This is a genomic window from Metapseudomonas phytobenefica (genome assembly GCF_043392685.1).
Taxonomy (GTDB): Bacteria; Pseudomonadota; Gammaproteobacteria; order Pseudomonadales; family Pseudomonadaceae; genus Metapseudomonas.
In genome coordinates, this window is the sequence record NZ_JBHZGM010000028.1 from 44,046 (window position 1) to 70,492 (window position 26,447).

Genomic DNA, 26,447 nt, shown 5'->3' on the forward strand with positions numbered 1-26,447 from the left:
GCCAACCAGGCACTGCCTGGCGATTTCGGCAGCAGCCGCTGGCGACTGCTCCCGGTCTTATCTTCAATAGGGCTCCGCGCATGCCGCTACCTTTTGTATTCCGAACCATCGAGCTGGATGGCCAGACCATCCGCACCGCCGTCCGCCCCGGCCAGTCGCACATGACGCCGCTGCTGATCTTCAACGGCATCGGCGCCAACCTCGAACTGGTATTCCCCTTTGTCCAGGCCCTGGACCCGGACCTGGAGGTCATCGCCTTCGACGTGCCCGGCGTCGGTGGCTCGTCCACCCCCAGCGTGCCTTACCGCTTCTCCGGCCTGGCCAAACTCGCCGCGCGCATGCTGGATTACCTGGACTACGGCCAGGTCAGCGCCATCGGCGTGTCCTGGGGCGGAGCCCTGGCCCAGCAGTTCGCCCATGACTATCCGGAGCGCTGCAAGAAACTCATCCTCGCCGCCACCTCGGCCGGTGCCGTCATGGTGCCCGGCAAGCCCAAGGTGCTCTGGCGCATGGCCAGCCCGCGGCGCTACATCCAGCCGTCCTACGGCGTGCGTATCGCCCCGGACATTTATGGCGGCGCCTTCCGCCGCGACCCGGGCCTGGCGATGGCCCACGCCAGCAAGGTGCGCTCCTCCGGCAAGATGGGCTACTACTGGCAGCTGTTCGCCGGGCTCGGCTGGACCAGCATCCATTGGCTGCACCGCATCCGCCAGCCGACCCTGGTGCTGGCCGGCGACGACGATCCGATCATCCCGCTGGTGAACATGCGCCTGCTCGCCTGGCGCATCCCCAATGCTGAACTCCACGTGATCGACGACGGTCACCTGTTTCTCGTGACCCGCGCCGAAACGGTGGCGCCGATCATCATGAGATTCCTCGCCGAAGAGCGTCAGCGCGCGGTGATCCACCCCCATGCCGTGCCGCTGCGCAATGGCTGAGAACCTGTCGCGCCTTCGTGGGGCGAGCGCATGACACCCGAACCAGGCCGGTGCGTGCCGTCATCGACTTGAATTCTGCTGGAGATAGTCTGGAATGCCCTTCGGGCTCCTGGTGGTACAAGCCTTGCTGTAGTTCTCCTGAACCCTGTAGTTCTCCTGAACCACGGACCGAATACGGAGCGTTGCCCCATGCGAGAAAAACAAATCCCGGGCACCTTGCCGGTACCCGCCGCCTTCATGAATGCGCAGAACGCCATCGTGGGAGTTCGCGGCAAAGATCTGTTTTCCACGGTACGCAACCTGGCGCTGCAAGGACTGCGGCATCCCCTGCACAGCGCTCGACACATGCTCGCCTTCGGCGGCCAGGTCGGCCGTGTACTGCTCGGCGACACCCTGCACCAGCCCAACCCACAGGACAGCCGCTTCGCCGACCCGTCCTGGCAGCACAACCCCTTCTACCGCCGCAGCCTGCAGGTCTACCTGGCCTGGCAGAAGCAGCTCGGCACCTGGATCGACGAAAGCGACCTCAGCGACGACGACCGCGCCCGGGCGCGCTTCGTCCTGGCCCAGTTGAGCGACGCCCTCTCCCCCACCAACAGCCTGCTCAACCCGCTGGCAGTGAAGGAGCTGTTCAACACCGGCGGCCTCAGCCTGGTGAAGGGCCTCAGCCATCTGCTGGACGACCTGCTGCACAACGACGGCATGCCCAGCCAGGTCAGCAAGCAGGCCTTCGAGATCGGCCGCAACCTCGCCACCACCCCCGGCGCCGTGGTCTTCCGCAACGAACTGCTGGAGCTGATCCAGTACAAGCCGATGAGCGAGAAGCAGTACCTGCGCCCCTTGCTGGTGGTGCCGCCGCAGATCAACAAGTACTACATATTCGACCTCAGCCCGGGCAGGAGCTTCGTCCAGTACGCCCTGAAGAACGGCCTGCAGGTGTTCATGGTGAGCTGGCGCAACCCTGATGCGCGGCATCGCGAATGGGGCCTGTCCACCTACGTACAGGCCCTTGAGGAGGCCTTCGAAGCCTGCCGTGCCATCACCGGCAGCAAGGAGGTCAACCTGGCCGGAGCCTGCGCCGGCGGCCTCACCATCGCCGCCCTGCAGGGCCACCTGCAGGCACGCCGGCAACTGCGCAAGGTCGGCAGCGCCACCTACCTGGTCAGCCTGCTGGACAGCCAGGTGGACAGCCCGGCCGCGCTCTTTGCCGATGAGCAGACCCTGGAAGCCGCCAAGCGCCGCTCGTACCAGGCCGGCGTGCTCGAGGGCAAGGACATGGCCAGGGTCTTCGCCTGGATGCGCCCCAACGACCTGGTGTGGAACTACTTCGTCAACAACTACCTGCTGGGCCGCGAACCTCCGGCCTTCGACATCCTCTACTGGAACAACGACAACACCCGCCTGCCCGCCGCGCTGCACGGCGACATGCTGGACTTCTTCAAGCACAATCCGCTGACCCGCAGCGGCGGCCTGGAAATCTGCGGCACGCCCATCGACCTGCAGAAGGTCACGGTGGACAGCTTCAGCGTGGCCGGCATCAACGACCATATCACCCCCTGGGACGCCGTCTACCGCTCCGCCCTGCTGCTGGGCGGCGACAGTCGTTTCGTGCTGGCCAACAGCGGCCATATCCAGAGCATTCTCAATCCGCCGGGCAATCCCAAGGCCAACTACTACGAGAACGGCAAGCTCACCTCCGATCCGCGCGCCTGGTACTACGACGCCAGACAGGTGCAGGGCAGCTGGTGGCCGCAATGGCTGGACTGGATCCAGCAACGCTCCGGCGAGCAGCGGGAAACCATCATGGCCCTGGGCAACCAGGATTACCCCCCAATGGAAGCCGCTCCCGGCACCTACGTGCACGTGCGCTGACCCCGGCGGCCGGCCCGGCGAATGCCCGGCCGGCCCTTCACCCCTTGATCGAAAGGCTGGCAGTACCCTGGATGAAGACCCGCGACCGCATCCTCGAATGCGCCCTTGAGCTGTTCAACCGCAACGGCGAACCCAACGTCACCACCCTGGAAATCGCCACCGAACTGGGCATCAGCCCCGGCAACCTCTACTACCACTTCCACGGCAAGGAGCCCCTGGTGCTGGAGCTGTTCGAGCGTTTCCAGGAGGAGCTCGCGCCGCTGCTCGACCCACCGGCCGACGCGCGACTGGATGCCGAGGATTACTGGCTGTTCCTGCACCTGATCGTCGAGCGACTGTCGCGCTACCGCTTTCTCTTCCAGGACCTCTCCAACCTGGCTGGCCGCCTGCCGAAGCTGGCCCGGGGAATGCGCAACTGGCTGAACCATCTCAAGCGGACCCTGGCCGCCCTGCTGGCCCGGCTGAAGGCCGAAGAGCAACTGGTCAGCGATACCGAGTCCCTCGGCCAGCTGGTGGAGCAGATCACCCTGACCCTACTGTTCTCGCTCGACTACCAGCGTGTGCTGGGAAACGCCGGCGAGATTCGCCTCGTGGTCTACCAGGTGATGATGCTGGTCGCACCGCACCTTCGTCCCGGCTCCCGGCACGCCGCCGAAAGCCTTGCCAGGCGATATCTGGACGCCTGAAACGAAAAACGCCCGGACAAGCCGGGCGTTTTCGTCATACCGAAACCAATCAGGACTGGCTGGTCGGCGGGGTTGCCGGTGTAGCGGGGGCTACCGGAGCCGGAGCCACGCTGGGCGCCGGAGCGGCCGCGACTGCAGGCGCTGCCGGAGCGACCGGAGCCGGCGTCGGGGCCGGAGCTGCAGGCTTGGCGGCCTTGGGCGCGGCGGGCTTCTTCACTGCCGGCTTCTTCGCGGCGGCGGACTTGGTCGCAGCCGCTTTGGCAGCGGGCTTCGCTGCGGCAGCCTTGGCGACGACAGCCGGTTTCGCGGCAGCAGGCTTGGCGGCGGCCTTGGCTGCAGGCTTGGCAGTGGCAGCCGGCTTGGCGGCCGGTTTCGCAGCAGCCTTGGCCGCAGGTTTCGTAGCAGCGGCTTTGGCGGCAGGCTTGGCCGCAGCAACCTTGGCAGCAGGTTTGGCGGCTGGCTTGGCTGCAGACTTGGCGGCGGCCTTGGTAGCGGGCTTGGCGGCGGCCTTGGCTGCCGTTTTTGCGGCTGGCTTGGCTGCAGGTTTCACCGACTTGGCCGACACACCGGTGAGCTTCTCGAGCTGTTTGGTCAGGGCATCCACCTTGCCCTGCAGGTCCTTCACTTCGCTGCGGCTGGGCACGCCGAGACGGGAAATGGCACTGTTCAGACGCTTGTCGAAAGCCTCTTCCAGCTCGCTCCACTTGCCGAACGCCTTGCCCTTGACCTCTTCGACCTTGGACTTGGCCGTGCCCACGCGGGAGCCGACTCTCGATTTGACGGCGTCTACCTGCTTGTCCACCTCGGTCTTGGCCTGCTTCTCGGCCTTCTCGCCATCCTTGACCAGCGTGTCGAACAGCTTGGAACCGTCGTTGCTGATCTTCGAGTAGGCCCCCAAGCCAGCCAGCCAGATCTGGCGCGAGTATTTCTCGATCTCGCCGATCCAGGAGTTGGAGTCTTTATCGGTTTTCTTCTTGCCAGCCATCCTGCTCTCCTTATTTGGTTCGCGCGACGTGCTCGAGCAACGCGCTCAGCTCATCAAGCTTAGCAGAGAGTGCCTCAACGTCCTGGCGCGAGGGAATACCGATGCGATTGAGCGCGCTGGCTACACGGTTGTCGAAAGCCTTCTCGATCCTGTCGAACTGAACCTCGACCTTTTCCTTCACGCCGGTAACGCTGTTCTTCACGCTGTCGAACTGGCTGTTGGCGGCTTCGACCTGCTCGCCTACCAGTTTCCTGCCCTGCTTCTCGACGCCTTCGCCGGCCTTCACCAGCTCCTTGAAGTAATCGACACCCTCGGCGCCGGCCTTGGCGTAGGCACCCAGGCCAGCCAGCCAGATTTTGCGGGCATAGAGCTTCACGTCGGCAATGACGCCGGACTTGACTTGGGCTTTCTCGACTTTCTTCTTGACGGCTACTTTGGCCATGATGCACCTCACGCTGAAAGGTAGATGACTCGCCCTTTTTCAGGGCTTGAGCGCAAGGTAGCGAGGAAAATTAGAAACCGCATACTAGCCGCGAGGCGGGCTGTTCCGGGCAGGGTGGCTGTGCGAACTCAATCGCGAAGGGCCGCTGAGCGGCCCTGTGGAGCAGGATGGCTCAGGCCAGGTATTCGTCCAGTGCCCTCTCGATCTCGCGCTTGATGCTGCCGCTCATGGTCGAGAGCAACAGGCCCAGCTTGACCTCGACCCGCACCCTGGCATCGCTCACTTCGATCGAGCCATCGGCACCGCTGCGCTTGAACTCCAGGGTGTCGCCGCGCCACTGGTAACGCACGTCGTACTCGCGCGCCAGGCGCTGTGCCAGTTTCTCGGCTTTCTCCCGGACGGCCTCGCGGCCGAGGGCATGGGGACGTTCGACTTGGATGCGCGACATGGGAGGGTTCCTGAACTGCGACCTTTGGTCGCGCGACTATACCAGCCGCCACGCGCCCTGGCCGCCCCCGCAGCACCCGGGCGCCAAGACAAAGCCGGGCGCCGGCATTAGAATGGCCGCCATTCAATTCCGGTGGCATCGACATGAACGACCCGCGCAAAGGCAACGACGCCGAACCCACGACTCACTTCGGTTACCAACAGGTCCCCGAAAGCCAGAAGGCCGACAAGGTCGCCGAGGTATTCCACTCGGTTGCAGCCAAGTACGACCTGATGAACGACCTGATGTCCGGTGGCGTCCACCGCCTGTGGAAGCGCTTCACCATCGAGCTGTCCGGCGTCCGTCCGGGCAACCGCGTGCTGGACATCGCTGGCGGCACCGGCGACCTCACCCGCCAGTTCTCGCGTCTGGTGGGCGTGACCGGCGAAGTGGTGCTGGCCGACATCAACGCCTCGATGCTCAAGGTGGGCCGCGACAAGCTGCTGGACAGCGGCGTGGCCGGGAACGTCAGCTTCGTCCAGGCCGATGCCGAGAAGCTGCCCTTCCCCGACAACCATTTCGACGTGGTCACCATCGCCTTCGGCCTGCGCAACGTCACCCACAAGGACGAAGCCATTCGTTCGATGCTGCGCGTGCTCAAGCCGGGCGGCCGCCTGCTGGTGCTGGAGTTCTCCAAGCCCACCAACGGCCTGCTGTCGAAGGCTTATGACGCCTACTCCTTCAGCCTTCTGCCGCTGATGGGCAAGCTGATCACCAACGACGCCGACAGCTACCGCTACCTGGCCGAGTCGATCCGCATGCACCCGGACCAGGAAACCCTCAAGGCGATGATGTCCGAAGCCGGCTTCGAACGTGTCACCTACCACAACATGACCGGCGGCATCGTCGCCCTGCACCGCGGCATCAAGCCCTGATGCTGACCCAGGCGCTGCTGGCCGGTATCGAGCTCGGCCTGAACCGTGTGCTGGCCCTGGACAGCACCGCGTTGCCGCGCATGTCCGCACTGGAAGGCAGCGTCATCGAGATCGACTGCCAGAGCCCGGCGCTGACCCTGTTCCTGCTCCCCGGCGGCGACGGCCTGAGGCTCTCCGCCCACTGGTCCGCCCCCGCCGATTGCCGCCTGCGAGCGCCCGCCAGCAGCCTGCTGAAGCTGGCCACCACGCGGGAGAAGACCGCCGTCCTGCACAGCCCGGAAGTCACCCTGGAAGGCGACAGCGGTGTGCTGCTCGAACTGGCGGCCATCCTCCAGGAACTCGAACTGGACTGGGAATACGAGCTGTCGCGCTGGCTCGGCCCGGTCGGCACCCAACTGCTCGCCGGCCACCTGAAGAGCCGCGCCAGCTGGGCCGGACAAGGGCTGGACAACCTGCGGCAGAACCTCGCCGACTACCTGGCCGAAGAGTCGCGCACCCTGGTGGGCCGCCGCGAAGCCGACGCGCGCTTCGCCGAACTGGACCGCCTCAAGCTCGCCCTGGACCGTCTCGATGCCCGCGTCGAGCGCCTGAACCAGAGAACCAAGCCCAACGCATGAAGCTGCTCGCCGCCCGCCGCCTGCTGCGCATCCAGCAGGTCGTCATCCGCTACCGCCTCGATGACCTGCTGCTCGAACTGCCGCTGCCCTGGTGGCTGCGCGCACTGAGCTACGCCCTGCCCTGGCGCTGGCTGCCGCGCAAGGAGCTGCCGCTATCCCGCGGAGCGCGCCTGCGCCTGGCGCTGGAAGACCTCGGCCCGATCTTCATCAAGTTCGGCCAGCTGCTCTCCACTCGCCGCGACCTGATGCCGCCCGATATCGCCGATGAACTGGCCCGCCTGCAGGACCAGGTACCGCCGTTCGCCCCGGAGAAGGCCGTCGCGCGTATCGAGGAACAACTGGGCGCCAGGGTCAGCGAGGTGTTCGCCCGCTTCGACGTCGAGCCGCTGGCCTCGGCCTCGGTGGCCCAGGTCCACGCTGCCCAGCTGAAAAGCGGCGAGGAAGTGGTGGTGAAGGTGATCCGCCCCAACCTGCGGCCGATCATCCGCCAGGACCTCGCCTGGCTGTTCCTCCTCGCCCGCCTGGCCGAGCGCGTGTCCGCCGACGCCCGCCGCCTGCGCCCGGTAGAAGTGGTGGACGACTACGAGAAGACCATCTACGACGAGCTCGACCTGCTGCGCGAGGCGGCCAACGCCAGCCAGCTGCGCCGCAACTTCGACGGCTCTCCGCTGCTCTACGTGCCCCAGGTCTACTGGGACTGGTGCCGCCCCAAGGTGCTGGTGATGGAACGCATCTACGGCATCCCGGTGACCGACCTGGCCACCCTCGCCGACCAGCGCACCGACATGAAACTGCTGGCAGAGCGCGGCGTGGAAATCTTCTTCACCCAGGTGTTCCGCGACAGCTTCTTCCATGCCGACATGCACCCCGGCAACATCTTCGTGGCCACCCGCCAGCCCTGGAACCCGCAGTACATCGCCATCGACTGCGGGATCATCGGCAGCCTAACCCCCGAGGACCAGGACTACCTCGCGCGCAACCTGATCGCCTTCTTCAAGCGCGACTACCGCCGCGTGGCCCAGCTGCACATCGACTCCGGCTGGGTGCCCGCACAAACCAAGGTCAACGACTTCGAAGCGGCCATCCGCACCGTGTGCGAGCCCATCTTCGAGAAGCCGCTGAAGGACATCTCCTTCGGCCAGCTGCTGCTGCGCCTGTTCCAGACCGCCCGCCGCTTCAACATGGAAGTCCAGCCGCAGCTCGTGCTGCTGCAGAAGACCCTGCTGAACATCGAAGGCCTGGGCCGTCAGCTCTACCCGGACCTGGACCTCTGGACCACCGCCCAGCCGTTCCTCGAACGCTGGATGCGCGAGCGCGTCAGCCCCCTGCAGCTGCTGCGCAACCTGCAGCAACAGGCCGAGCAGGTGCCGCACCTGTCGCAGATCGCCCGCGATACCCTGGAACGCCTGGCCCAGCCGGCCAGTGCAGTGCAGAAAACCGAGCCGCCGGCAGGCATCCGCTGGCCGGCACGCCTGCTCGGCGCGCTTCTGGTCGCCGGCGCCGCAACCCAGGGCCTGGCGCCCACCGCCGAAACCTGGCCGAGCTGGCTGATGCTGGCCGGCGGTCTATATCTGGTACTGCGCCAATAGCCAGCCCGGAGCGGCACTGGCACACTATTTCGATTCGAGCGCCGGTCCTGCGGGGCCGGCCCAGTAGTGGATGACACGATGAAAGACTGGCTGGAAGAGATCAACTGGAACGCCGAAGGCCTGGTGCCGGCGATTGCCCAGGACCACAAGACGGGCCGCGTACTGATGATGGCCTGGATGAACCGCGAGGCTCTCGCCCTCACCGTTGCCGAAAACCGCGCCATCTACTGGTCGCGCTCCCGTGGCAAGCTCTGGCGCAAGGGCGAGGAATCCGGCCACGTGCAGCAGCTCCACGAGCTGCGCCTGGATTGCGATGCCGACGTCGTCATCCTGCTGGTCGAACAGCTGGGCGGCATCGCCTGCCATACTGGGCGGGAAAGCTGCTTCTACCGCGTCTTTGAAAATGGCGGCTGGAAGACCGTCGACCCCGTGCTCAAGGACCCGCATGCCATCTACGCCGCAGGACACAGCCATGAGTGATACTTTCGCCCGCCTGGCCGAGGTACTCGAAGAGCGCAAGAACGCCGCGCCCGACAGCTCCTACGTCGCCAGCCTGTACCACAAGGGCCTGAACAAGATCCTCGAGAAAGTCGGGGAAGAAGCGGTGGAAACCATACTCGCCGCCAAGGATGCCGCCGTCAGCGGCGACTCCAGCGACCTGATCTACGAAACCGCCGACCTCTGGTTCCACAGCCTGGTCATGCTCGCCGCCCTCGGCCAGCATCCCCAGGCCGTACTCGATGAACTGGACCGTCGCTTCGGCCTGTCCGGGCACGCCGAAAAGGCCGCCCGCCAGCCTTCCGCCTGACAAATACAATCAAGAGGAACACACCATGGGCATCTTCGACTGGAAACACTGGCTGGTCATTCTCATCGTCGTCGTGCTGGTGTTCGGCACCAAGCGCCTGAAGAACCTCGGCTCCGACGTCGGCGAGGCCATCAAGGGCTTCCGCAAGGCCATGAACACCGAGGAGGCCGACAAGACCCCCGAGCAGACCACCACCCAGCAATCCGGCACCCCGCTGAACCAGCCGCACACCATCGACGGCCAGGCGCAGCAAGTGCAGGACCCGGTGACCCGCAAGGACTGATGACCCATGTTCGGTATCAGCTTCGGTGAACTGCTGCTGATCGGCCTGATCGCCCTCCTGGTGCTCGGGCCTGAACGGCTGCCCGGCGCGGCGCGCACCGCCGGCCTGTGGATCGGCCGTCTCAAGCGCAGCTTCAATGCGATCAAGACAGAGGTCGAGCGCGAGATCGGCGCCGACGAGATCCGCCGCCAGCTGCATAACGAACACATCATGGCGCTGGAGAAGCAGATCAAGGAGAGCATCGTGCCTCCGACGGTCGAATCCCTGCTGTCCGATTCCGAACCTGAAAGCGCAACACCGGCCGCCGCGACCGCGAGTCAGGCGCCAGCCAGTCCGGCGACTCCCGCAGCGCCGGCAAAAGCCCCCGCGGCCACCCAGTCGCCCGCCGCCACTGCGGCAGCACCGGCTGCTCCCCAGGCCCCCGTCGAACCGCAACAGCCGTCCCGCATCCCATGAGCGACCAGAAGCCGGAACAAGACCAGGAAATGCCCCTGGTCTCGCACCTCACCGAACTGCGTACACGCCTGTTGCGCTGCGTAGCGGCGATCTTCCTGATCTTCGCCGGCCTGTTCTACTTCGCGCAGAAGATCTACACCCTGGTCTCGGCGCCCCTGCGCCAGTACCTGCCGGAAGGCGCGACCATGATCGCCACCGACGTGGCCTCGCCCTTCCTCACCCCGTTCAAGCTGACCATGGTGGTGGCGCTGTTCCTCGCCATGCCGGTGATCCTGCACCAGGTCTGGGGCTTCATCGCCCCCGGCCTGTACAAGCATGAAAAACGCATCGCCCTGCCGCTGCTGGTGTCGAGCATCGTGCTGTTCTACGCGGGCATGGCCTTCGCCTACTTCCTGGTGTTCCCGCTGATCTTCCACTTCTTCGCCAGCGTCACGCCCGAAGGCGTGTCGATGATGACCGACATCAGCAGCTACCTCGATTTCGTGATGACGCTGTTCTTCGCCTTCGGCGTCGCCTTCGAGATCCCCGTGGCTGTGGTGCTGCTGATCTGGATCGGCGTGGTAGACGTCGTCTACCTCAAGCGCATCCGTCCCTACGTGATCATCGGCTGCTTCGTGGTGGGCATGATCCTCACCCCACCGGACATCTTCTCGCAGACTCTGCTGGCCGTGCCCATGTGGATGCTGTTCGAGGTCGGCGTGTTCTTCGGCGGCCTGATCCGCAAGCGCGGCGACCATCCGGAAGAAGACAGCGAAGAACCCGGCGACCAGCCGCCCGCTACCCGCCCGTGAACCTGCTCCTTCTCGAAGACGCCGACTTCATCGCGGCGGACCGCGTGCGCCTGGAAGGCCGGCGCCTCAAGCACCTGCATGAAGTCCATCGCGCCGAGGAAGGTGACAGCCTGCGGGTCGGCCGCCTCGGCGGGCAGATGGGCCAGGGGCGCCTGCTCAGCCTCGAAGCGGCCTGCGCCGAGCTGGAAGTGAGCTTCGACCAGCCCCCGCCAGCCAAGCTGCCGCTGACCCTGCTGCTGGCCCTGCCACGGCCGAAGATGCTCCGCCGCGTGTTCCAGACAGTGGCCGCCATGGGCGTGCCGCGCCTGGTGCTGCTGAACAGCTATCGCGTGGAAAAGAGCTTCTGGCAGACCCCGTTCCTCGAACCTTCGGCGATTCGTGAACAGCTGATCCTGGGTCTTGAACAGGCGCGGGATACCGTCCTGCCCGAAGTGGTCATCGAAAAGCGCTTCAAGCCGTTCGTCGAGGACCGCCTGCCGCAGCTCGCCGCCGGCACCCTGGGGCTGGTGGGGCATCCCGGCGACCACCCGCCCTGCCCGCGCGCGGTGAACGAGCCCATCACCCTGGCCATCGGCCCGGAAGGCGGCTGGATCCCCTACGAGGTGGAGAAGCTGCACGAAGCCGGCCTGCAGCCGGTGCAGCTCGGCGAACGCATCCTGCGTGTGGAAACGGCGGTCACTGCCCTGCTCGCCCGGCTGTTCTGAGCGGCGACGCTGGCGTAGGCTGGCAGCATCCTTCTGCCATCGAGATTGAGCCATGCGCCCGTTGACCATCGACCTCGACCAGATCGCCTTCGCCCTCAATACCGAGGGTCTCGATCACTACCTCGACCTGCACAGCGGCAAGGTCCTGCTGATCCCCGAAGAAGACGCCGATCCCGAACTGGAGAGCCTGTTGCGCGAGGAACCGGAGCGCTTCCTGCTGGTGGAGCCCCTGGGCCAGGGCGACGAGCTACGACTGATGCAGGAGTTCCTCGTGGAAGTGATCCACCCCCACGCCTATTCCGCCCTGGAACAGGCCCTGGCGGGCCGTAAGCCTGCCCGCAGCTTCCGCCACGTGCTGATGGAATACCCGGTGCTGCTGGAGGCCTGGCACCAGTTCGAAGCCGCCCGGCTGCGCGAACTGGCCCAGGACTGGCTGGCGGAGAATGAGCTGGAGCCGGCGAAGCCGCTGCACTGAAGCCAGCTGCTCTGTGGCGCTTTTCTGTAGAAGGGGCGATTTCAATCGCCAAGCAGGCCGAAGGCCTGCCCATGAGGGGTAAATGGGGCAGCTGCGCCGCCCTTGGCGAATGAATTCGCCCCTTCCAGGAAATGCCCCCGCCTCAGAGCACCTGCCGCAGGAAGCTCTGCGCGCGCGGGTCCTGGGGCTTGTCGAAGAACTGCGCGGGCGGGGCGTCCTCCAGCAGTTTGCCGTGATCGAAGAACAGCACCCGGTCGGCCACTTCGCGGGCAAAACCCATTTCGTGGGTCACGCAGACCATGGTCATGCCTTCCTGGGCCAGTTGTTTCATCACGTCCAGCACCTCGCCGACCATTTCCGGGTCCAGCGCCGAGGTGGGCTCGTCGAACAGCATCACCTTGGGGTCCATGCACAGGGCGCGGGCGATGGCCACGCGCTGCTGCTGGCCGCCGGACAGGCGCGAGGGATACTCGTTGGCCTTCTGCGCAATGCCGACCTTGGCCAGCAGCGCCTGGGCCTTGGCCTCGCGCTCGGCCTTGCCGCGCTTGCGGACGATCTTCTGCGCCAGGCACAGGTTCTCCAGCACGGTCATGTGCGGGAACAGGTTGAAGTGCTGGAACACCATGCCCACCTCGCGACGGTAGGCGTTCACATCGGTCTTCGGGTCAGCGAGGTCGACGCCGTCGATGCTCACCGAGCCGGAGTCCAGTTCCTCCAGGCCGTTCAGGCAGCGCAGGAAGGTGGACTTGCCGGAGCCCGAGGGGCCGATCACCACCACCACTTCGCCACGCCTGACCTGCGTGGAAACGTTATCCACGGCCCGCACTTCATGGCCGCGGGCATCGAAGACTTTCACCAGATTGCGGACTTCAATCACTTTTCCCGAGCCTCCGCTCCAGACGGCTGGCGATTTGCGACAGCGGCAGGTTGATGACGAGGTAGAGCGCGGCGACGCAGAACCAGATTTCGAACGTGGAGAAGGAGGTCGTGATCGCTTCGCGGCCGCTCTTGGTCAGCTCGGTGATGGCGATCACCGAAACCAGCGAGGTGTCCTTGACCAGGCTGATGAACTGCCCGGCCAGCGGCGGCAGCACGCGCTTGAACGCCTGGGGCAGGATCACGTGGCGCATGGACTGGCCGGCGGTCAGGCCCAAAGAGCGCGCCGCCTCGTTCTGGCCACGGGCGATGGACTGCACGCCGGCACGGACGATTTCGCCGACGTAGGCGCCGGTGAACAGCGCCAGCGCCGCCACCCCGGCGAACTCGCGGGAGAGGTTCAGCACGGTGCCGATGAAGAAGTAGAAGATGAAGATCTGCACCAAGAGCGGCGTACCGCGCACCAGCTCGACGTAAACGGTGGACAGGTCGCGCAGCGTGGGGTTGTTCGACAGACGGCAGAGGCCGGTGAACAGGCCGATCAGCAGACCGAAAGCGCCGGACACCACGGAAATCCACAGGGTGGTCCAGAGGCCCCAGAGCAGCGGGCCGGCGGCCCAGTGGCGGGTCACGCCGATCTGGTCGCCTTCGGAAACCTCATCGCCCTGGCTCACCTGCAGGCTGTCACGGGCCACTTCCAGCACCTGTTCCTCGCCACCCTCGGCGGTCAGGGTCACGCGGGCCTTGTCGCCGGCATCGACGATGGCGCTGACGGTGCCGTAATCGGCGGCGCGCTGGCTTTCCTCCGCCTGGTAGGCGAAGTACTGGGGCACGCGGTTCCAGCGCCATTCATAGGAAATCAGTGAAGTGGAGTACCAGAGCCCCCAGCCCATGACGACCAGGATCAGACCGGTCAGGATGTGCCAGGGCCAGGTGCGGCGATGTTTTCTAGTCACGGTAAATCTCGCTCATGGCGGGGAGCAAAAGGCAGGCCCGGCCTTGTGGGCCGGGCCTGCAGCAACCAGCGTGGCCCCGGGGCCAGCCTGGGTTTATTCCATCTCTTTCAGCCAGTCGGTCTTCTTGAACCACTTCGTGTGGATGCGCTCGTAGGTGCCATCGTTGCGGATCTGGTGCATCCAGTTGTTGATCCAGTTCAGGCTGTCGTAGTCACCCTTCTTCAGGCCGAAGGCCAGGGGTTCGAAGGTGAAGGGTTCTTCCAGGAACACCAGCTTGCCGGCGCCGGCCTTGTTCACCGCCACCACGTTGTACGGGGCGTCGTAGATGAAGGCGTCGGCCTTGCCGTTGACCACGTCCATCACCGCTTCCTGCTCGTTGTCGAAGCCGTGGTACTGGGCCTTGGAGATCAGCTTCTTGGCGACCATCTCGCCGGTGGTGCCGATCTTGGAAGTGATGCGGTACTTGGCATCGTTCAGGTCCTTGTAGGACTTGATCTCGCCTTGCAGCTCCTTGCGGATCAGCAGGGTCTGGCCGACCACGATGAAAGGCTCGGAGAAGTTGATGCGCAGGTTGCGCTCCTGGGTCAGGGTCATGCCGGAGCCGATCATGTCGAACTTGTCGGTCAGCAGGGCCGGGATGATGCCGTCGTAGCTGGTGGAGACCAGTTCCAGCTTGACGCCCATGGCCTTGGACATGGCTTTGAGCAGGTCGACTTCGAAGCCGATGATCTCACCGCGCTTGTTGGTCATTTCGAAGGGCATGTAGGTCGGGTCCATGCCGACGCGCAGGGTGCCGCGCTTGACTGCATCATCGACCATGCCGGCGTGCGCCAGGCCGGTCAGGGCGCAGGCGGAGAACAGCAGAGACGCGAGAAACTTTTTCATTCCTTCTCCTAATGGGGGAGCAGATCATTGTTCTTGTCCAGCCCACGAACGACGGGGCATGGCGCGCATGCTAAACCGCATCACCGTGGATGGCGAGTCGCAAGAAACAGATAGCGGGCCAGCTCAGCTTTCGAGCAGGAAGGTGACGGGACCGTCGTTGACCAGATGCACCTGCATGTTGGCGCCGAAGCGCCCCGTGGCCACCTGCGGATGCTTGAGGCGGGCCTGTTCCACCAGGTAGTCGAACAGTTCCTCGCCGCGCGCCGGAGACGCGGCGGTGGAGAAGCTCGGGCGCAGGCCGCTCTTGGTATCGGCGGCCAGGGTGAACTGGGAAACCAGCAGCAGGCCACCGCCGACGGCGCCCAGGGACAGGTTCATCTTGCCCTCGGCATCGGCGAAGACCCGGTAGTTGACCAGCTTGTGCAGCAGTTTGTCGGCGCTGGCCTCGGTGTCCTGCGGCTCGACGCCCACCAGCACCAGCAGGCCCTGGTCGATGGCACCGACCACCTCGCCTTCCACTTCGACGCGGGCGGCACTGACCCGTTGCAGCAGTGCCTTCATCAGGCGTCTTCCTCGGGCGGCAGTTCCAGCAGGCGGCGGGCCATCTGGTTGGCGGCGCGCACCAGGGCGTCGGTGATGCCGGCCTCGGAAGCGGCGTGGCCGGCATCGCGGACGATCTGCAGCTCGCTGTTCGGCCAGGCCTTGTGCAGGGCCCAGGCGTTGTCCAGCGGGCAGATGGCGTCATAGCGGCCATGCACGATCACCCCCGGCAGGTGGGCAATGCGCGGCATGTCGCGAAGCAGCTGGTTGGGTTCGAGGAAGGCGTTGTTGACGAAGTAGTGGCACTCGATACGGGCGATGGACAGGGCGCGCATCGGCTCGCTGAAACGGTCCACCACCGGCGCGCTGGGGCGCAGGGTGGCGGTACGGCCCTCCCAGGTGGACCAGGCCTTGGCCGCATGCATCTGGGCGATCTGGTCCGGGCCGGTCAGGCGCTTGTAGAAGGCCTGCATCAGGTCGCCACGCTCCTCGGCCGGGATTGGCGCCAGGTAGTCCTCCCAGTAGTCGGGGAACATGCGGCTGCAGCCCTCCTGGTAGAACCAGTGGAAGTCCTGCGGACGGCACAGGAAGATGCCCCGCAGGATCAGGCCCAGTACGCGCTCGGGATGCGCCTGGGCATAGGCCAGCGACAGGGTGGAGCCCCAGGAACCGCCGAACAGCACCCATTTGTCGATCCCCAGGTGTTGGCGGATGCGCTCGAGGTCAGCCACCAGATCCCAGGTGGTGTTCTTTTCCAGGCTCGCGTGAGGCGTGGAACGGCCGCAGCCGCGCTGGTCGAAGGTGACGATGCGATACAGGTTCGGGTCGAAGAAGCGCCGGCTCAGGGCATCGCAGCCAGCCCCCGGGCCACCGTGGATGAACACCACCGGCAGGCCTTCCGGCGTGCCGCTTTCGTCCACGTAGAGCACGTGCGGCGCCTCCACCGCCAGCTCGTGCCGGGCGTAGGGTTTTATCTCCGGATACAAAGTCTGCATTCTGGGCTCCCGAATCTGTGCGAAAGGTCGACCCCTGGGCGAGTCCGGCCTTCTAATCTGCCGGGCATCATAACGAGGAAAAAGGAGTTCAGCATGCTACTCAGGAAGATCGCTCTGCCGACGCTCTGCGTTCTGGCAAGCCTAGCCGGTTGTGGCCGGGACGACCCGGCGGCGGAGCTGGATGCAGCGCTACAGCGCCTGCAGGACAACCTCGAAGCGAAGAAGACCGCCGCGGTGCTGGAGCAGTTGCACCCGCAATTCATCGCCCAGCAGCAGAACGACCGCGACTGGGCGAAACGCACCATGACCCTGCTGTTCATGCGCCACAAGAACGTCAGCGTGATCGCCCTCGGCAAGGCCAACAGCCTGGACCCGACCTACCGCGAGAAGGGTTACACCGACGCCCAGGTGACCCTCACCGGTGCCGAAGGGCTGATCCCCGACAGCGCCCGGCACTACGGGGTGAAGCTGGAATGGTGGCTGGACGGCGGCGAGTGGAAGCTCGCCAGGCTGGACTGGCAATGAGCGCGCCACTCACCCATCGCATCCGCGCCGCCGGCCTGCTGGTGCGCGATGACCGCATCCTGCTGGTCAAGCACGTGGTAGGCGACGACACCTACTGGATCCCGCCGGGCGGCGGCTTCGAATCGGTCAGCGACCAATCCACCCGCGACACCGTGCGCCGCGAGTTCATGGAGGAGACCGGCCTGGACGTTGACGTCGGCCCGCTGGTCTACGTCCGCGAATTCGCCGAACCCGCCATGGGCCGCTTCCACATGGAACTGTTCTACCGGATCGACGCCTGGCGCGGCGAACTCAGCCTGGCCAACCTCGCGGGGCTGGGTGGCGACGAGTTCGAAATCAGGGAACTGGCCTGGATCAGCCGCGACGAGCTGACCGCCCTGCCCTTCTATCCGGCCGAACTGCTGGATGACGTCTGGGAGCGGGTCGCCGCCGAGGTGGTGGTGATTCGCCATCTGGGGTTGCAGCGGTAGCGGACATTCGCTGCAAACCGCTGTAGGGGTGAATTCATTCGCCAAGCAGACCGAAGGGCTGCCCTTTGGAGCTGCTTGGGGCCGCTACGCAGCCCTTGGCGAATGAATTCGTCCCTACAACAAGATCCCACCGAATCATCGGCCGTAGGTTTTCCTGCCCCACTCCAGCATCGCCTGCAACAGCTTGCGCAGCACGGCCTGGGTCGGCACCGCGAGGTCTTCGCGGTAGTCGAAGGGCACCTGTTCGTCCATGTAGGTGCATTGCGCCAGTTCCAGCTGCACGGCGTGGATGTGCTGGTCCGGCTGGCCGTAGTGGCGGGTGATGTGGCCGCCCTTGAAGCGGCCATTGAGCACGTGGCTGTAGTCTTTCGCCTCGGCGCAAACCGCCACCAGCGCATCGGCCAGCTCCGGATCGCAACTGGCGCCGGAGTTGGTGCCGAGGTTGAAGTCCGGCAGGCGGCCGTCGAACAGGCGCGGGACGAAGGAGCGGATGGAGTGGGCGTCGAACAGCATGGCGTAGCCGAACTCGGCCTTCATCCGCGCCAGCTCATCGCGGATGGTCTGGTGATAGGGCGTCCAGATCTCCGCCAGGTAGCGCGCCCGCTCCGCCGCCGAGGGTTCCTCGCCTTCGCGGTAGAGCGGCTCGCCATCGAACAGGGTCGACGGGTACAGGCCAGTGGTGGCGGTGGCGTAGAGCGGCTTGTCGTCAGCCGGGCGATTGAGGTCGATGACATAGCGCGAATACTGCGCCGCCAGGGTGCTCGCCCCCAGATCGGCGGCGAAATCGTAGAGGCGCGGGATGTGCCAGTCGGTATCGGTGAGGTCCCAGCCGGCTTCCACCATTCCGGCTTCCACCGCCGGGGTCAGCAGGGTGCCGGGATGGGGCATGCTGATCAGCAGCGGCACGTTGCCGCGGCTAAAGGAAAGAACGTTATCCACAGTTGATCTCCTGTCCATGTCGAATCACCCGCTTGGGCAGGTCGCCGCCCAGCCAGTAGGCGAGTTCCGCCGGGCGCTGGATGTCCCAGGCGATGAAGTCGGCCACCTTGCCCGCTTCCAGGCTGCCATGGCTATCGGCCAGGCCGAGGGCCCTGGCGGCATGCAGGGTGGCGCCGGCCAGCGCTTCTTCCGGGGTCAGGCGGAAGGAGGTGCAGGCCATGTTCAGCATCATCCGCAAGGAAAGCGCGGGCGAAGTGCCGGGGTTGAGGTCGGTCGACACCGCCATCGCCACGCCATGCTTGCGCAGGGCATCGATGGGCGGCAGTTGGGTCTCGCGCAGCAGGAAGAAGGCGCCGGGCAGCAGCACGGCAACGGTGCCCGCGGCGGCCATGGCAATGGCGTCGTCCTCGGTCATGTATTCCAGATGGTCCGCCGACAGCGCCTGATAGCGCGCCGCCAGGCTGGAGCCATGCAGGGAAGACAGTTGCTCGGCATGCAGCTTCACCGGCAGGCCCAGTTCCCGGGCCGCCTTGAACACCCGCTCCACCTGGGCCGGGGAAAACGCCAGGTGCTCGCAGAAGGCGTCCACCGCATCCACCAGCCCCTCGCGGGCCAGGGCCGGCAGCATGTCGCGGCAGATGTGGTCGATGTAGTCGTCGGCACGCCCGGCGTATTCCGGCGGCAGGGCATGGGCGGCCAGGCAGGTGGCACGCACGGTGATCGGCAGGGTTTCGCCCAGGCGCCGCGCAACCCGCAGCATCTTGCGCTCGCTGGCCAGGTCCAGGCCGTAGCCGGATTTCACTTCCAGGGTGGTCACGCCGTCGCGCAGCAGCTGGCGAGCGCGGCGGGTGGCACTTTCCAGCAACTCGTCCTCGCTGGCCTCGCGGGTGGCGCGCACGGTGCTGGCGATGCCGCCCCCCTGGGCGGCGATCTCGGCGTAGCTGACGCCTTCCAGGCGCTGCTCGAATTCGCGGCTGCGGTCGCCGCCGAACACCAGATGGGTGTGGCAGTCGATCAGCCCCGGGGTGACCCAGGCGCCGCCGAGGTCGACTTCGACATCGTAGGGAATGGCGGGCAGCTCAGCGCGTGGGCCTATCCACTCGATGCGCCCGGCGTGGGTGAGCAGCACCGCGTCTTCGATGATCGAGTACTTGCCGCCCTGCATCGTGGCGGCGTGGCAGTTGTGCCAGAGGTGTTTCATTTACGGCCTCCCGATTCGCCCGTCGTCCGCGCAGGCTGGCTGCCGGCGACGCTGGAAGGGTTGGTGGGGGATTGCATGGAATTCCTCTTGGGGGTGGGTTCGACTCCTCCGTTCCGGGAGCAGTCGGGATTCAGGAAACGGTTGCGGTGCCGCGCGACGAAGCGCTCGACATAGTCGTCCGCCGGCCGTGCCAGGATGTCCTCCGGTCGGCCGACCTGGACCAGCCGGCCATCACGCAGCATGGCGATGCGCTGGCCGATGAGCAGTGCCTCGTCCAGGTCGTGGGTGATGAAGACCAGGGTCTTGCCCAGGTCCTGATGCAGGGCCAGGAGCTGGTCCTGCATGTCGGCGCGGATCAGCGGGTCGAGGGCGCTGAAGGCTTCATCCATGAGAATGATGTCGGTGTCCGTGGCCAGCGCACGGGCCAGGCCGACCCGCTGCCGCATGCCTCCGGAAAGCTGCCGCGGCAAGGACGCCTCGAAGCCCTCCAGGCCGACCCGGGCGATCCAGAAGCGGGCGCCGTCCAGGCAGCTGGACTTCGGCTCGCCACGCAGGCGCAGGCCGTAGGCGACGTTGTCCAGGACAGTCTTGTGGGGCAACAGTCCGAAGCCCTGGAATACCATGCTGACCTTGTGCCGACGGAACTCGCGCAAGGCCTCCGGGCCGTAGCCCAGGACGTTCTCGCCATCGACCAGGATCTGGCCGCTGCTGGGCTCGACCAGCCGGTTGATATGCCGCACGAGCGTGGACTTGCCGGAGCCGGACAGGCCCATCACCACGAAACGCTCGCCCGCGCCAACGGACAGCGACAGGTCGTGGATGCCGACCACGCAGCCGGTAGCCTGCAGCACCTCGGCCTTGCCGGCTCCCTGGCGCAGCATCTCCAGGGCCTCGTCGGGGCGCGGGCCGAAGACCTTGCTCACCCGCCGCAGGACGATCTTGTCCACCCGATCGCCACTCATTGTCCCTGCCCCCGTTCGGGCCGACCGTAGGCCTGGGTGATGCGGTCGATGGCGACCGCGAGGATCACGATAGCCAGCCCCGCTTCCAGGCCCTTGCCGACATTGAGTGTCTGGATGCCGATCAGCACCTCTTCGCCGAGGCCACGGGCGCCGATCATCGAGGCGATCACCACCATGGACAGCGCCATCATCACGGTCTGGTTGATACCCGCCATGATGCTCGGCAGCGCCAGCGGTAACTGCACGCCAAACAGCCGTTGCCAGTGGCTGGCCCCGAAGGCATCGGCGGCTTCCAGCACTTCGGCATCCACCTGGCGGATGCCCAGGTCGGTCAGCCGGATCAGCGGCGGCACGGCGTAGATCACCGTGGCCAAAATGGCCGGCACCTTGCCCAGGCCGAAGAGCATCAGCACCGGGATCAGGTAGACGAAGCTGGGCAGGGTCTGCATGACATCCAGCAAGGGCATGAGCAGGCGGCGGAGACGGTCGCTGCGCGCCGCCAGAATGCCCAGGGGAATGCCCAGCAGCACCGCGATGATGGTCGCCACCAGCATCAGCGCAACGGTCTGCATCAGCTTGTCCCAGAGCCCCATGGCACCGACCAGGAACAACAGGCCGGTGATCGCCAGCGCCACGGAGACACGTCGCGTGGCGTGCCAGGCCAGCGCGCCCACCAGGAGCAGGACAAGCCACCAGGGCAGCGCCCGTAGCGCGCTTTCCAGCTGCACCACCGACCACAGCAGGCTGTCCGAGACCTGGCGAAACGCCGCGCCGTAGCGGGTCACCAGGGTATCGACCCAGGCATTGACCCAACTGGCGAAGGAGAAGGTGAAGCGTTCGGGGAACATGGGCGGCTCCATGGGGCGGGTTCCCCCTCGCCCACTGGCCGAGGGGGCGGGCGCAGCCGTCTGCAACGCGGAGTGACGCCATGAGCCCATCCATCAAGGATAGGCGTGCAGTGCCGGCTCGACCGCCCATCGGTTCCGCCCTATTCGCCCTGGACCGCCACGGCGCCCTGGTCCGCGTTCGCCGGCCGTACCCACAGCCAGTAGGCGGCCGTCAGCAGGGCGATCCAGACCGCGCCGACCCAGAGTGCCGGCCGGCTGTCGGGGAAGTAGCCGAGCACCCCGAAGACGAACACCATGAAACCGATGGCCGCAGCCGGGGCAATGGGCCACAAGGGCACCGGGAACTTCAGCGCGGCCACCTCGGAACGGCTCATGCCACGACGCATGCCGACCTGGGACAGCAGGATCATCAGCCAGACCCAGACGGTGGCGAAGGTGGCGATGGAAGCGATCAGCAGGAACACGTTCTCCGGGATCAGGTAGTTCAGCACCACGCCGATCAGCAGCGAGGCACCCATGACCATCACCGTCAGCCAGGGCACGCCATGCCGGGAAACCTTCGCGAAACCGGCCGGCGCCTGGCCCTGGCGGGCCATGCCGTAAAGCATGCGGCCGGCGCCGAACACGTCGCTGTTGATGGCCGAAACCGCTGCGGAAATCACCACGATGTTGAGGATCGCGGCCGCCGAGCTGATGCCCAGGCTGTCGAAGATCTGCACGAAGGGGCTGCCCTGGCTGCCGATCTGCGGCCAGGGGAAGATCGACATCAGCACGAACAGGGTCAGCACGTAGAACAGCAGGATGCGCATGGGTACGGCGTTGATCGCGCGGGGCAGCACCCGCTGCGGGTCCTTGGCCTCACCGGCGGTGACGCCGATGATTTCGATACCGCCGAAGGCGAACACCACCACGGCGAAGGAGGCGATCAGGCCACCGATTCCGTTGGGCATGAAACCGCCGTGTTCCCACAGGTTGTGCACGCCGGTCGCGGCGGCGCCTTCTGCCAGGCCGAAGCCGAAGAACATGATGCCCAGCCCCGCCAGGATCATCGCCGCGATGGCGCTGACCTTGAGCAGGGACAGCCAGAATTCCAGCTCGCCGAACACCTTCACGCTGCACAGGTTCAGCGCGCCGATGAAGAAGATGATCGACAGGACCCAGATCCAGCGCGGCACGTCAGGGAACCAGAAGCCCATGTAGATACCGAACGCGGTCACGTCCGCGAGGCAGACGATGATCATCTCGAACGCGTAGGTCCAGCCGGTGACGAAGCCGGCCAGCGGGCCGATGTAGCTGCTCGAATACTGGCCGAAGGACCCGGCCACCGGGTTGTGCACCGCCATCTCGCCCAGCGCGCGCATCACCATGTAGACCGCCGCGCCGGCGATCAGGTAGGCCAGCAGGACCGCCGGCCCGGCCATCTTGATGGCCGAGGCGGAACCGTAGAACAGACCGGTGCCGATGGCCGACCCGAGGGCCATGAAACGGATGTGCCGCGCGCTGAGGCCACGCTGCAGTCCGGGTTGTGTCGTCATTCCTTGGCACTCCTCATTGTTCTTGTCGTGCTCCGGGGGATGGCCGCCCCTCCCCCGGGGCGGCCGGATGGCATCAGAGGCTGGGCAGCAGGCCAGCCGGGACGAGCGCGTTCAGGCAGCCGCTGGCGAGCAGGCCGCTGGCAGCCTCGATGTCCGGCGCGAAGAAGCGGTCTTCCTGGTAATAGGGCACCTTGGCGCGCAGCAGGCCGCGGGCCTCTTCCAGCTTCGGCGAGCTCTTCAGGCCGGTGCGGAAGTCCAGGCCCTGGCAGGCGCCCAGCCATTCGATGGCGAGGATGCCGCGCACGTTGTCGGCCATGGCCCAGAGGCGCTTGCCGGCGTTGGGCGCCATGGACACGTGGTCTTCCTGGTTGGCGGAAGTGGGCAGGCTGTCGACGCTGGCCGGGTGGGCCAGGGCCTTGTTGTCGCTGGCCAGGGCGGCGGCAGTGACCTGGGCGATCATGAAGCCGGAGTTGACCCCGCCGTTCTCCACCAGGAAGGGCGGCAGCTGGGACATGTGCATGTCCATCATCAGGGAAATGCGGCGCTCGGACAGCGAACCGATCTCGGCGATGGCCAGGGCGATGTTGTCGGCGGCCATGGCCACCGGCTCGGCGTGGAAGTTGCCACCGGAGATCACGTCACCCTGCTCGGCGAATACCAGCGGGTTGTCGGAAACCGCGTTGGACTCGATCTGCAGCACTTCCGCGGCCTGGCGCAGCTGGGTCAGGCAGGCGCCCATGACCTGCGGCTGGCAACGCAGGGAGTACGGGTCCTGGACCTTGTCGCACTTCGCGTGGGACTGGGCGATCTCGCTGCTGGCTGTGAGCAGGTCGCGGTAGGCGGCAGCGGCGTCGATCTGGCCGCGCTGGCCACGGGCGGCGTGGATGCGCGCATCGAACGGCGCACGGGAACCCAGCATGGCTTCGACGCTCAGGCCGCCGCAGACGGTGGCGGCGGCGAACAGGTCTTCGGCCTCGAACAGACCACGCAGGGCGTAGGCAGTGGACACCTGGGTGCCGTTGAGCAGGGCCAGGCCCTCCTTGGCGGCCAGGGTCATCGGCTCCAGGCCGGCGACGGCCAGGGCTTCGGTGGCCGGCAACCACTCGCCCTTGTGGCGCGCCTTGCTCTCACCGAGCAGGACCAGGGACATGTGCGCCAGCGGTGCCAGGTCGCCGGAGGCGCCCACCGAGCCCTTCAGCGGGATGTGCGGGTAGACCTCGGCGTTGATCAGCGCCACCAGGGCGTCGATCACCTTGCGGCGGATGCCGGAGAAGCCACGGGCCAGGCTGTTCACCTTGAGCAGCATGATCAGGCGCACCATGGCGTCATCCAGCGCCTCGCCGACACCGGCGGCGTGGGACAGCACCAGCGAACGCTGCAGTTTCTCCAGGTCGGCCGGGGCGATGCGGGTCGAGGCCAGCAGGCCGAAACCGGTGTTGATGCCGTAGGCGGTACGCCCCTCGGCGATGATGTTCTCGACGCAGGCGACGCTGGCATCGATCGCCTTGCCGGCACTGGCGTCCAGGGTCAGCTGCAGGGGCTGCTGGTACGCCTTGCGCAGGTCTGCCAGGGTCAGTTGGCCGGGTTTCAGGTTCAAATTCATCAAGGTTCTCCTTGGCCGGTTTTCGGCCCTGTCCGCCGCCATCCTCTGGCGGCGTGCGTTTGAAAAGCGGACGCGGCGATCAGGCCGCGTCCTGTTGCGAATTTCCGGATCAGGCGCCGTTGGCCGACTCGCCCAGGTTTATGGATTCGGCCGGCAGCACCATCCGCTCCGGCACCGGCCGGGCACTGCGACGTGCCACGAGGTAGTAGAGGACGCTGGGAACCACCAGGCCGATGATCCAGGAGATGTCCACGCCGCCCAGGTGCGCCACCATCGGGCCGGTGTAGAGCTTGGTGGAGATGAAGGGCATCTGGACCAGCACGCCGACGGTGTAGACGATGATTCCCGGCATGTTCCAACGGCCGTAGCGGCCATTGGGATCGGACAGCGCCGGCACGTCGTAGCGCTCCCGGGTGACGAAGTAGTAGTCCACCAGGTTCACCGCGCTCCAGGGGGTGAAGAAAGCCAGCAGGAACAGGATGAACGACTTGAACGCACCCAGGAACGAGTGCTGGCCCAGCAACGCGATCAGTGTGGCCGCGCCGACGATGCCGAGCACGAACACCAGGCGCTGGGTACGCGATACCTCGATGTGCCCACGGAAGCCACTGATGATGGTGGCGATGCACATGAAGCTGCCGTAGGAGTTCAGGGTGGAGATAGTCACCTTGCCGAAGGCGATGCTGAAGTAGAGCAGCGCGGCCGTGGCACCGGCGCCGCCGAGACCCACGATGTAGGCGACCTCACGGCCGGCGAACTGACCATTGGCCATGGCCGCGGCGAACACGCCGAGCACCATCGACACCTGGGCGCCGATCACCGAGCCGAGGCCAGCGGCGAGGAAGGTCTTCACGGATGAGGTGTTGCTCGGCAGGTAGCGCGAGTAGTCCGCCACGTAGGGGCCGTAGGCAATCTGCCAGGACGCCGCCAGGGACACCGCGAGCAGGAAGGAGGCCCAGCTAAAGTGCCGGATCGCCAGCAACTCGCCGATGTCGCCCAGGGCCATCACCCGGCTGAACAGGTAGACGAACGCGATGATGCCGAGCACGCTGGCGATCCGGCCGATGTAGTGGATCACGCGGTAGCCGAATGCCGTCGCCAGGACGATCACCGCGGCGAAGATGAGGATGCCGGCACTGTCGCTGACGCTCAGCAACTGGCCGATGGCCTGGCCGGAAAGCACGGTGCCGGTGGCGGTGAAGCCGAGGTACATCAGGCACACCAGGGCGATCGGGATGGCCGCCCCGTAGACACCGAACTGCACCCGGCTGGAGATCATCTGCGGCAGGCCGAGCTTGGGCCCCTGGGCCGCATGCAGCGCCATCACCGCACCGCCGAACAGTTGGCCGATGAACAGGCCGATCAACGACCAGAACACGTCGCCGCCCAGCACCACGGCCAGTGCGCCGGTGACGATGGCAGTGATCTGCAGGTTGGCGCCCAGCCACAGGGTGAACTGGCTGTAGAGGCGACCGTGGCGCTCGGCCTCTGGAATGTAATCGATCGAACGGCGTTCGATCAGGGGCTTGGCCGATGGCTCGATGGACTGGGTCATCTAACTGTTCTCCGATACGGCTGTAATGACGAACTCTTGTTTTTATCCGTGCGCAGATTCGAGAACTGTCGTGCCTGCCTGGCGCTCTGCGGCGCCTCCTTTGCAGGCGTAAGGCCCATGCGCAACGCTCCAGTCCCAGAGCGGACAGCTGCGCATGGGCCTCGACCTCAGCGTTTGCCAGTGATCATCGGCAGGTTCAGGCCCTGTTCCCGGGCGCAGTCGATGGCGATCTGGTAACCGGCATCGGCATGGCGCATCACGCCAGTGGCAGGGTCATTGGTCAGCACGCGGGCGATGCGCGCGGCGGCTTCGTCGGTACCGTCGCAGACGATCACCATGCCCGAGTGCTGGGAGAAGCCCATGCCCACGCCGCCGCCGTGGTGCAGCGATACCCAGGTGGCACCGCTGGCGGTGTTCAGCAGGGCGTTGAGCAGCGGCCAGTCGGAAACGGCATCGGAACCGTCGGCCATGGCTTCGGTTTCGCGGTTCGGGCTGGAGACCGAGCCGGAGTCCAGGTGGTCGCGGCCGATGACGATCGGCGCGGACAGT

At 66.0% G+C, this 26,447-nt stretch carries 29 protein-coding genes and 2 pseudogenes; 15 read left to right on the forward strand and 16 right to left on the reverse strand.

From position 1 onward, the window contains the following. The first annotated feature begins 80 nt into the window (after window positions 1–80). From phaZ to ACFW0B_RS19950, 3 genes are all read left to right on the forward strand, one after another. The gene (phaZ, locus tag ACFW0B_RS19940; RefSeq protein WP_449150722.1) at window positions 81–938 is read left to right on the forward strand and encodes a poly(3-hydroxyalkanoate) depolymerase; all 858 of its coding nucleotides are present in this window, start codon (window positions 81–83) and stop codon (window positions 936–938) included. 189 nt (window positions 939–1,127) lie between these two features. Beyond that, window positions 1,128–2,810 (forward strand): class II poly(R)-hydroxyalkanoic acid synthase, encoded by a 1,683-nt coding sequence (gene phaC, locus ACFW0B_RS19945; protein ID WP_449150723.1) that lies wholly within the window; start codon window positions 1,128–1,130, stop codon window positions 2,808–2,810. A gap of 71 nt (window positions 2,811–2,881) precedes the next feature. Further along, window positions 2,882–3,496: a TetR/AcrR family transcriptional regulator gene (locus ACFW0B_RS19950; RefSeq protein WP_449150724.1), complete on the forward strand. Its 615-nt coding sequence runs from the start codon at window positions 2,882–2,884 to the stop codon at window positions 3,494–3,496. Between the two features lie 49 nt (window positions 3,497–3,545). Here the strand turns inward: ACFW0B_RS19950 and ACFW0B_RS19955 are convergent, their stop codons facing one another. The 3 genes from ACFW0B_RS19955 to ACFW0B_RS19965 all read right to left on the reverse strand — a co-directional run bounded on the left by ACFW0B_RS19955 (window position 3,546) and on the right by ACFW0B_RS19965 (window position 5,371). Next, window positions 3,546–4,481, reverse strand: a complete 936-nt coding sequence (locus tag ACFW0B_RS19955; RefSeq protein ID WP_449150725.1) for a phasin family protein — start codon at window positions 4,479–4,481, stop codon at window positions 3,546–3,548. A 10-nt stretch (window positions 4,482–4,491) separates the two neighbouring features. Next, on the reverse strand, window positions 4,492–4,923 hold the full coding sequence (locus ACFW0B_RS19960; RefSeq protein ID WP_449150726.1) for a phasin family protein: 432 nt from the start codon (window positions 4,921–4,923) through the stop codon (window positions 4,492–4,494). Window positions 4,924–5,095: 172 nt separating this feature from the next. After that, window positions 5,096–5,371 carry a polyhydroxyalkanoic acid system family protein gene (locus ACFW0B_RS19965; RefSeq protein WP_449150727.1) on the reverse strand — a complete coding sequence of 92 codons (276 nt, stop codon included), beginning with the start codon at window positions 5,369–5,371 and terminating at the stop codon, window positions 5,096–5,098. A gap of 143 nt (window positions 5,372–5,514) precedes the next feature. On the opposite strand from ACFW0B_RS19965, the gene ubiE reads away from it, so the two are divergent. The 10 genes from ubiE (at window position 5,515) to ACFW0B_RS20020 (ending at window position 12,008) form a co-directional block, all read left to right on the forward strand. Beyond that, entirely contained in the window at window positions 5,515–6,285 is a 771-nt protein-coding gene (ubiE, locus tag ACFW0B_RS26020) for a bifunctional demethylmenaquinone methyltransferase/2-methoxy-6-polyprenyl-1,4-benzoquinol methylase UbiE (protein ID WP_459251725.1), read from the forward strand. Further along, a complete protein-coding gene (locus tag ACFW0B_RS19980) occupies window positions 6,285–6,902 on the forward strand; it encodes a ubiquinone biosynthesis accessory factor UbiJ (protein WP_449150728.1) in 618 nt (205 codons plus the stop codon). The genes ubiE and ACFW0B_RS19980 overlap by 1 nt, the downstream gene beginning before the upstream one ends. Then, a complete protein-coding gene (ubiB, locus tag ACFW0B_RS19985) occupies window positions 6,899–8,491 on the forward strand; it encodes a ubiquinone biosynthesis regulatory protein kinase UbiB (RefSeq protein ID WP_449150729.1) in 1,593 nt (530 codons plus the stop codon). Before ACFW0B_RS19980 ends, ubiB begins: the two co-directional genes overlap by 4 nt. Before the next feature lie 78 nt (window positions 8,492–8,569). After that, window positions 8,570–8,971: a phosphoribosyl-AMP cyclohydrolase gene (gene hisI, locus ACFW0B_RS19990; protein WP_449150730.1), complete on the forward strand. Its 402-nt coding sequence runs from the start codon at window positions 8,570–8,572 to the stop codon at window positions 8,969–8,971. Further along, window positions 8,964–9,299 (forward strand): phosphoribosyl-ATP diphosphatase, encoded by a 336-nt coding sequence (locus ACFW0B_RS19995; protein WP_449150731.1) that lies wholly within the window; start codon window positions 8,964–8,966, stop codon window positions 9,297–9,299. Before hisI ends, ACFW0B_RS19995 begins: the two co-directional genes overlap by 8 nt. A 25-nt stretch (window positions 9,300–9,324) precedes the next feature. Then, window positions 9,325–9,582: a twin-arginine translocase TatA/TatE family subunit gene (locus ACFW0B_RS20000; RefSeq protein ID WP_449150732.1), complete on the forward strand. Its 258-nt coding sequence runs from the start codon at window positions 9,325–9,327 to the stop codon at window positions 9,580–9,582. 6 nt (window positions 9,583–9,588) lie between these two features. Further along, on the forward strand, window positions 9,589–10,038 hold the full coding sequence (gene tatB, locus ACFW0B_RS20005) for a Sec-independent protein translocase protein TatB (RefSeq protein ID WP_449150733.1): 450 nt from the start codon (window positions 9,589–9,591) through the stop codon (window positions 10,036–10,038). Then, complete coding sequence (tatC, locus tag ACFW0B_RS20010) at window positions 10,035–10,829, forward strand: twin-arginine translocase subunit TatC (protein WP_449150734.1); 795 nt, start codon at window positions 10,035–10,037, stop codon at window positions 10,827–10,829. Before tatB ends, tatC begins: the two co-directional genes overlap by 4 nt. Continuing rightward, entirely contained in the window at window positions 10,826–11,533 is a 708-nt protein-coding gene (locus ACFW0B_RS20015; RefSeq protein ID WP_449150735.1) for a 16S rRNA (uracil(1498)-N(3))-methyltransferase, read from the forward strand. The genes tatC and ACFW0B_RS20015 overlap by 4 nt, the downstream gene beginning before the upstream one ends. Window positions 11,534–11,585: 52 nt before the next feature. After that, window positions 11,586–12,008: a UPF0158 family protein gene (locus tag ACFW0B_RS20020; RefSeq protein ID WP_449150736.1), complete on the forward strand. Its 423-nt coding sequence runs from the start codon at window positions 11,586–11,588 to the stop codon at window positions 12,006–12,008. A 142-nt stretch (window positions 12,009–12,150) separates the two neighbouring features. Here ACFW0B_RS20020 and ACFW0B_RS20025 read toward each other — a convergent pair whose 3' ends face one another. The 5 genes from ACFW0B_RS20025 to pip all read right to left on the reverse strand — a co-directional run bounded on the left by ACFW0B_RS20025 (window position 12,151) and on the right by pip (window position 16,260). Beyond that, the gene (locus ACFW0B_RS20025) at window positions 12,151–12,885 is read right to left on the reverse strand and encodes an amino acid ABC transporter ATP-binding protein (RefSeq protein ID WP_449150737.1); all 735 of its coding nucleotides are present in this window, start codon (window positions 12,883–12,885) and stop codon (window positions 12,151–12,153) included. After that, window positions 12,878–13,840 carry an amino acid ABC transporter permease gene (locus ACFW0B_RS20030; RefSeq protein ID WP_449150738.1) on the reverse strand — a complete coding sequence of 321 codons (963 nt, stop codon included), beginning with the start codon at window positions 13,838–13,840 and terminating at the stop codon, window positions 12,878–12,880. The genes ACFW0B_RS20025 and ACFW0B_RS20030 overlap by 8 nt, the downstream gene beginning before the upstream one ends. A 93-nt stretch (window positions 13,841–13,933) precedes the next feature. Beyond that, window positions 13,934–14,725, reverse strand: a complete 792-nt coding sequence (locus ACFW0B_RS20035) for a transporter substrate-binding domain-containing protein (RefSeq protein ID WP_449150739.1) — start codon at window positions 14,723–14,725, stop codon at window positions 13,934–13,936. A 123-nt stretch (window positions 14,726–14,848) separates the two neighbouring features. Further along, on the reverse strand, window positions 14,849–15,286 hold the full coding sequence (gene dtd / locus ACFW0B_RS20040) for a D-aminoacyl-tRNA deacylase (RefSeq protein ID WP_077524717.1): 438 nt from the start codon (window positions 15,284–15,286) through the stop codon (window positions 14,849–14,851). Then, window positions 15,286–16,260, reverse strand: a complete 975-nt coding sequence (gene pip, locus ACFW0B_RS20045; RefSeq protein ID WP_449150740.1) for a prolyl aminopeptidase — start codon at window positions 16,258–16,260, stop codon at window positions 15,286–15,288. The genes dtd and pip overlap by 1 nt, the downstream gene beginning before the upstream one ends. Window positions 16,261–16,353: 93 nt before the next feature. On the opposite strand from pip, the gene ACFW0B_RS20050 reads away from it, so the two are divergent. Together ACFW0B_RS20050 and ACFW0B_RS20055 are read left to right on the forward strand one after the other, a co-directional pair. Then, complete coding sequence (locus tag ACFW0B_RS20050; RefSeq protein WP_449150741.1) at window positions 16,354–16,785, forward strand: hypothetical protein; 432 nt, start codon at window positions 16,354–16,356, stop codon at window positions 16,783–16,785. Continuing rightward, window positions 16,782–17,255, forward strand: coding sequence for an NUDIX domain-containing protein (locus ACFW0B_RS20055; RefSeq protein ID WP_449150742.1), 474 nt, complete (start codon window positions 16,782–16,784; stop codon window positions 17,253–17,255). The genes ACFW0B_RS20050 and ACFW0B_RS20055 overlap by 4 nt, the downstream gene beginning before the upstream one ends. 135 nt (window positions 17,256–17,390) lie before the next feature. On the opposite strand, the gene hutG is transcribed toward ACFW0B_RS20055, so the two are convergent. The 8 genes and pseudogenes from hutG to ACFW0B_RS20095 all read right to left on the reverse strand — a co-directional run. Next, window positions 17,391–18,194 carry an N-formylglutamate deformylase gene (gene hutG / locus ACFW0B_RS20060; protein WP_449150743.1) on the reverse strand — a complete coding sequence of 268 codons (804 nt, stop codon included), beginning with the start codon at window positions 18,192–18,194 and terminating at the stop codon, window positions 17,391–17,393. Continuing rightward, a complete protein-coding gene (gene hutI, locus ACFW0B_RS20065) occupies window positions 18,187–19,395 on the reverse strand; it encodes an imidazolonepropionase (RefSeq protein WP_449150744.1) in 1,209 nt (402 codons plus the stop codon). Before hutI ends, hutG begins: the two co-directional genes overlap by 8 nt. Window positions 19,396–19,544: 149 nt before the next feature. Beyond that, window positions 19,545–20,357 (reverse strand): annotated as a pseudogene (locus ACFW0B_RS20070) (quaternary amine ABC transporter ATP-binding protein); the annotation flags it as partial. Further along, window positions 20,354–21,205: an ABC transporter permease gene (locus ACFW0B_RS20075; protein WP_449150745.1), complete on the reverse strand. Its 852-nt coding sequence runs from the start codon at window positions 21,203–21,205 to the stop codon at window positions 20,354–20,356. The gene ACFW0B_RS20075 and the pseudogene ACFW0B_RS20070, both read right to left, overlap by 4 nt. Window positions 21,206–21,345: 140 nt before the next feature. Then, window positions 21,346–22,740, reverse strand: coding sequence for an amino acid permease (locus ACFW0B_RS20080; protein WP_449150746.1), 1,395 nt, complete (start codon window positions 22,738–22,740; stop codon window positions 21,346–21,348). A 73-nt stretch (window positions 22,741–22,813) separates the two neighbouring features. Next, entirely contained in the window at window positions 22,814–24,343 is a 1,530-nt protein-coding gene (gene hutH, locus ACFW0B_RS20085; RefSeq protein WP_449150747.1) for a histidine ammonia-lyase, read from the reverse strand. A gap of 109 nt (window positions 24,344–24,452) precedes the next feature. Beyond that, entirely contained in the window at window positions 24,453–25,898 is a 1,446-nt protein-coding gene (locus tag ACFW0B_RS20090) for a purine-cytosine permease family protein (protein WP_449150748.1), read from the reverse strand. Between the two features lie 167 nt (window positions 25,899–26,065). Then, window positions 26,066–26,447: pseudogene (locus ACFW0B_RS20095) on the reverse strand (urocanate hydratase); the annotation flags it as partial.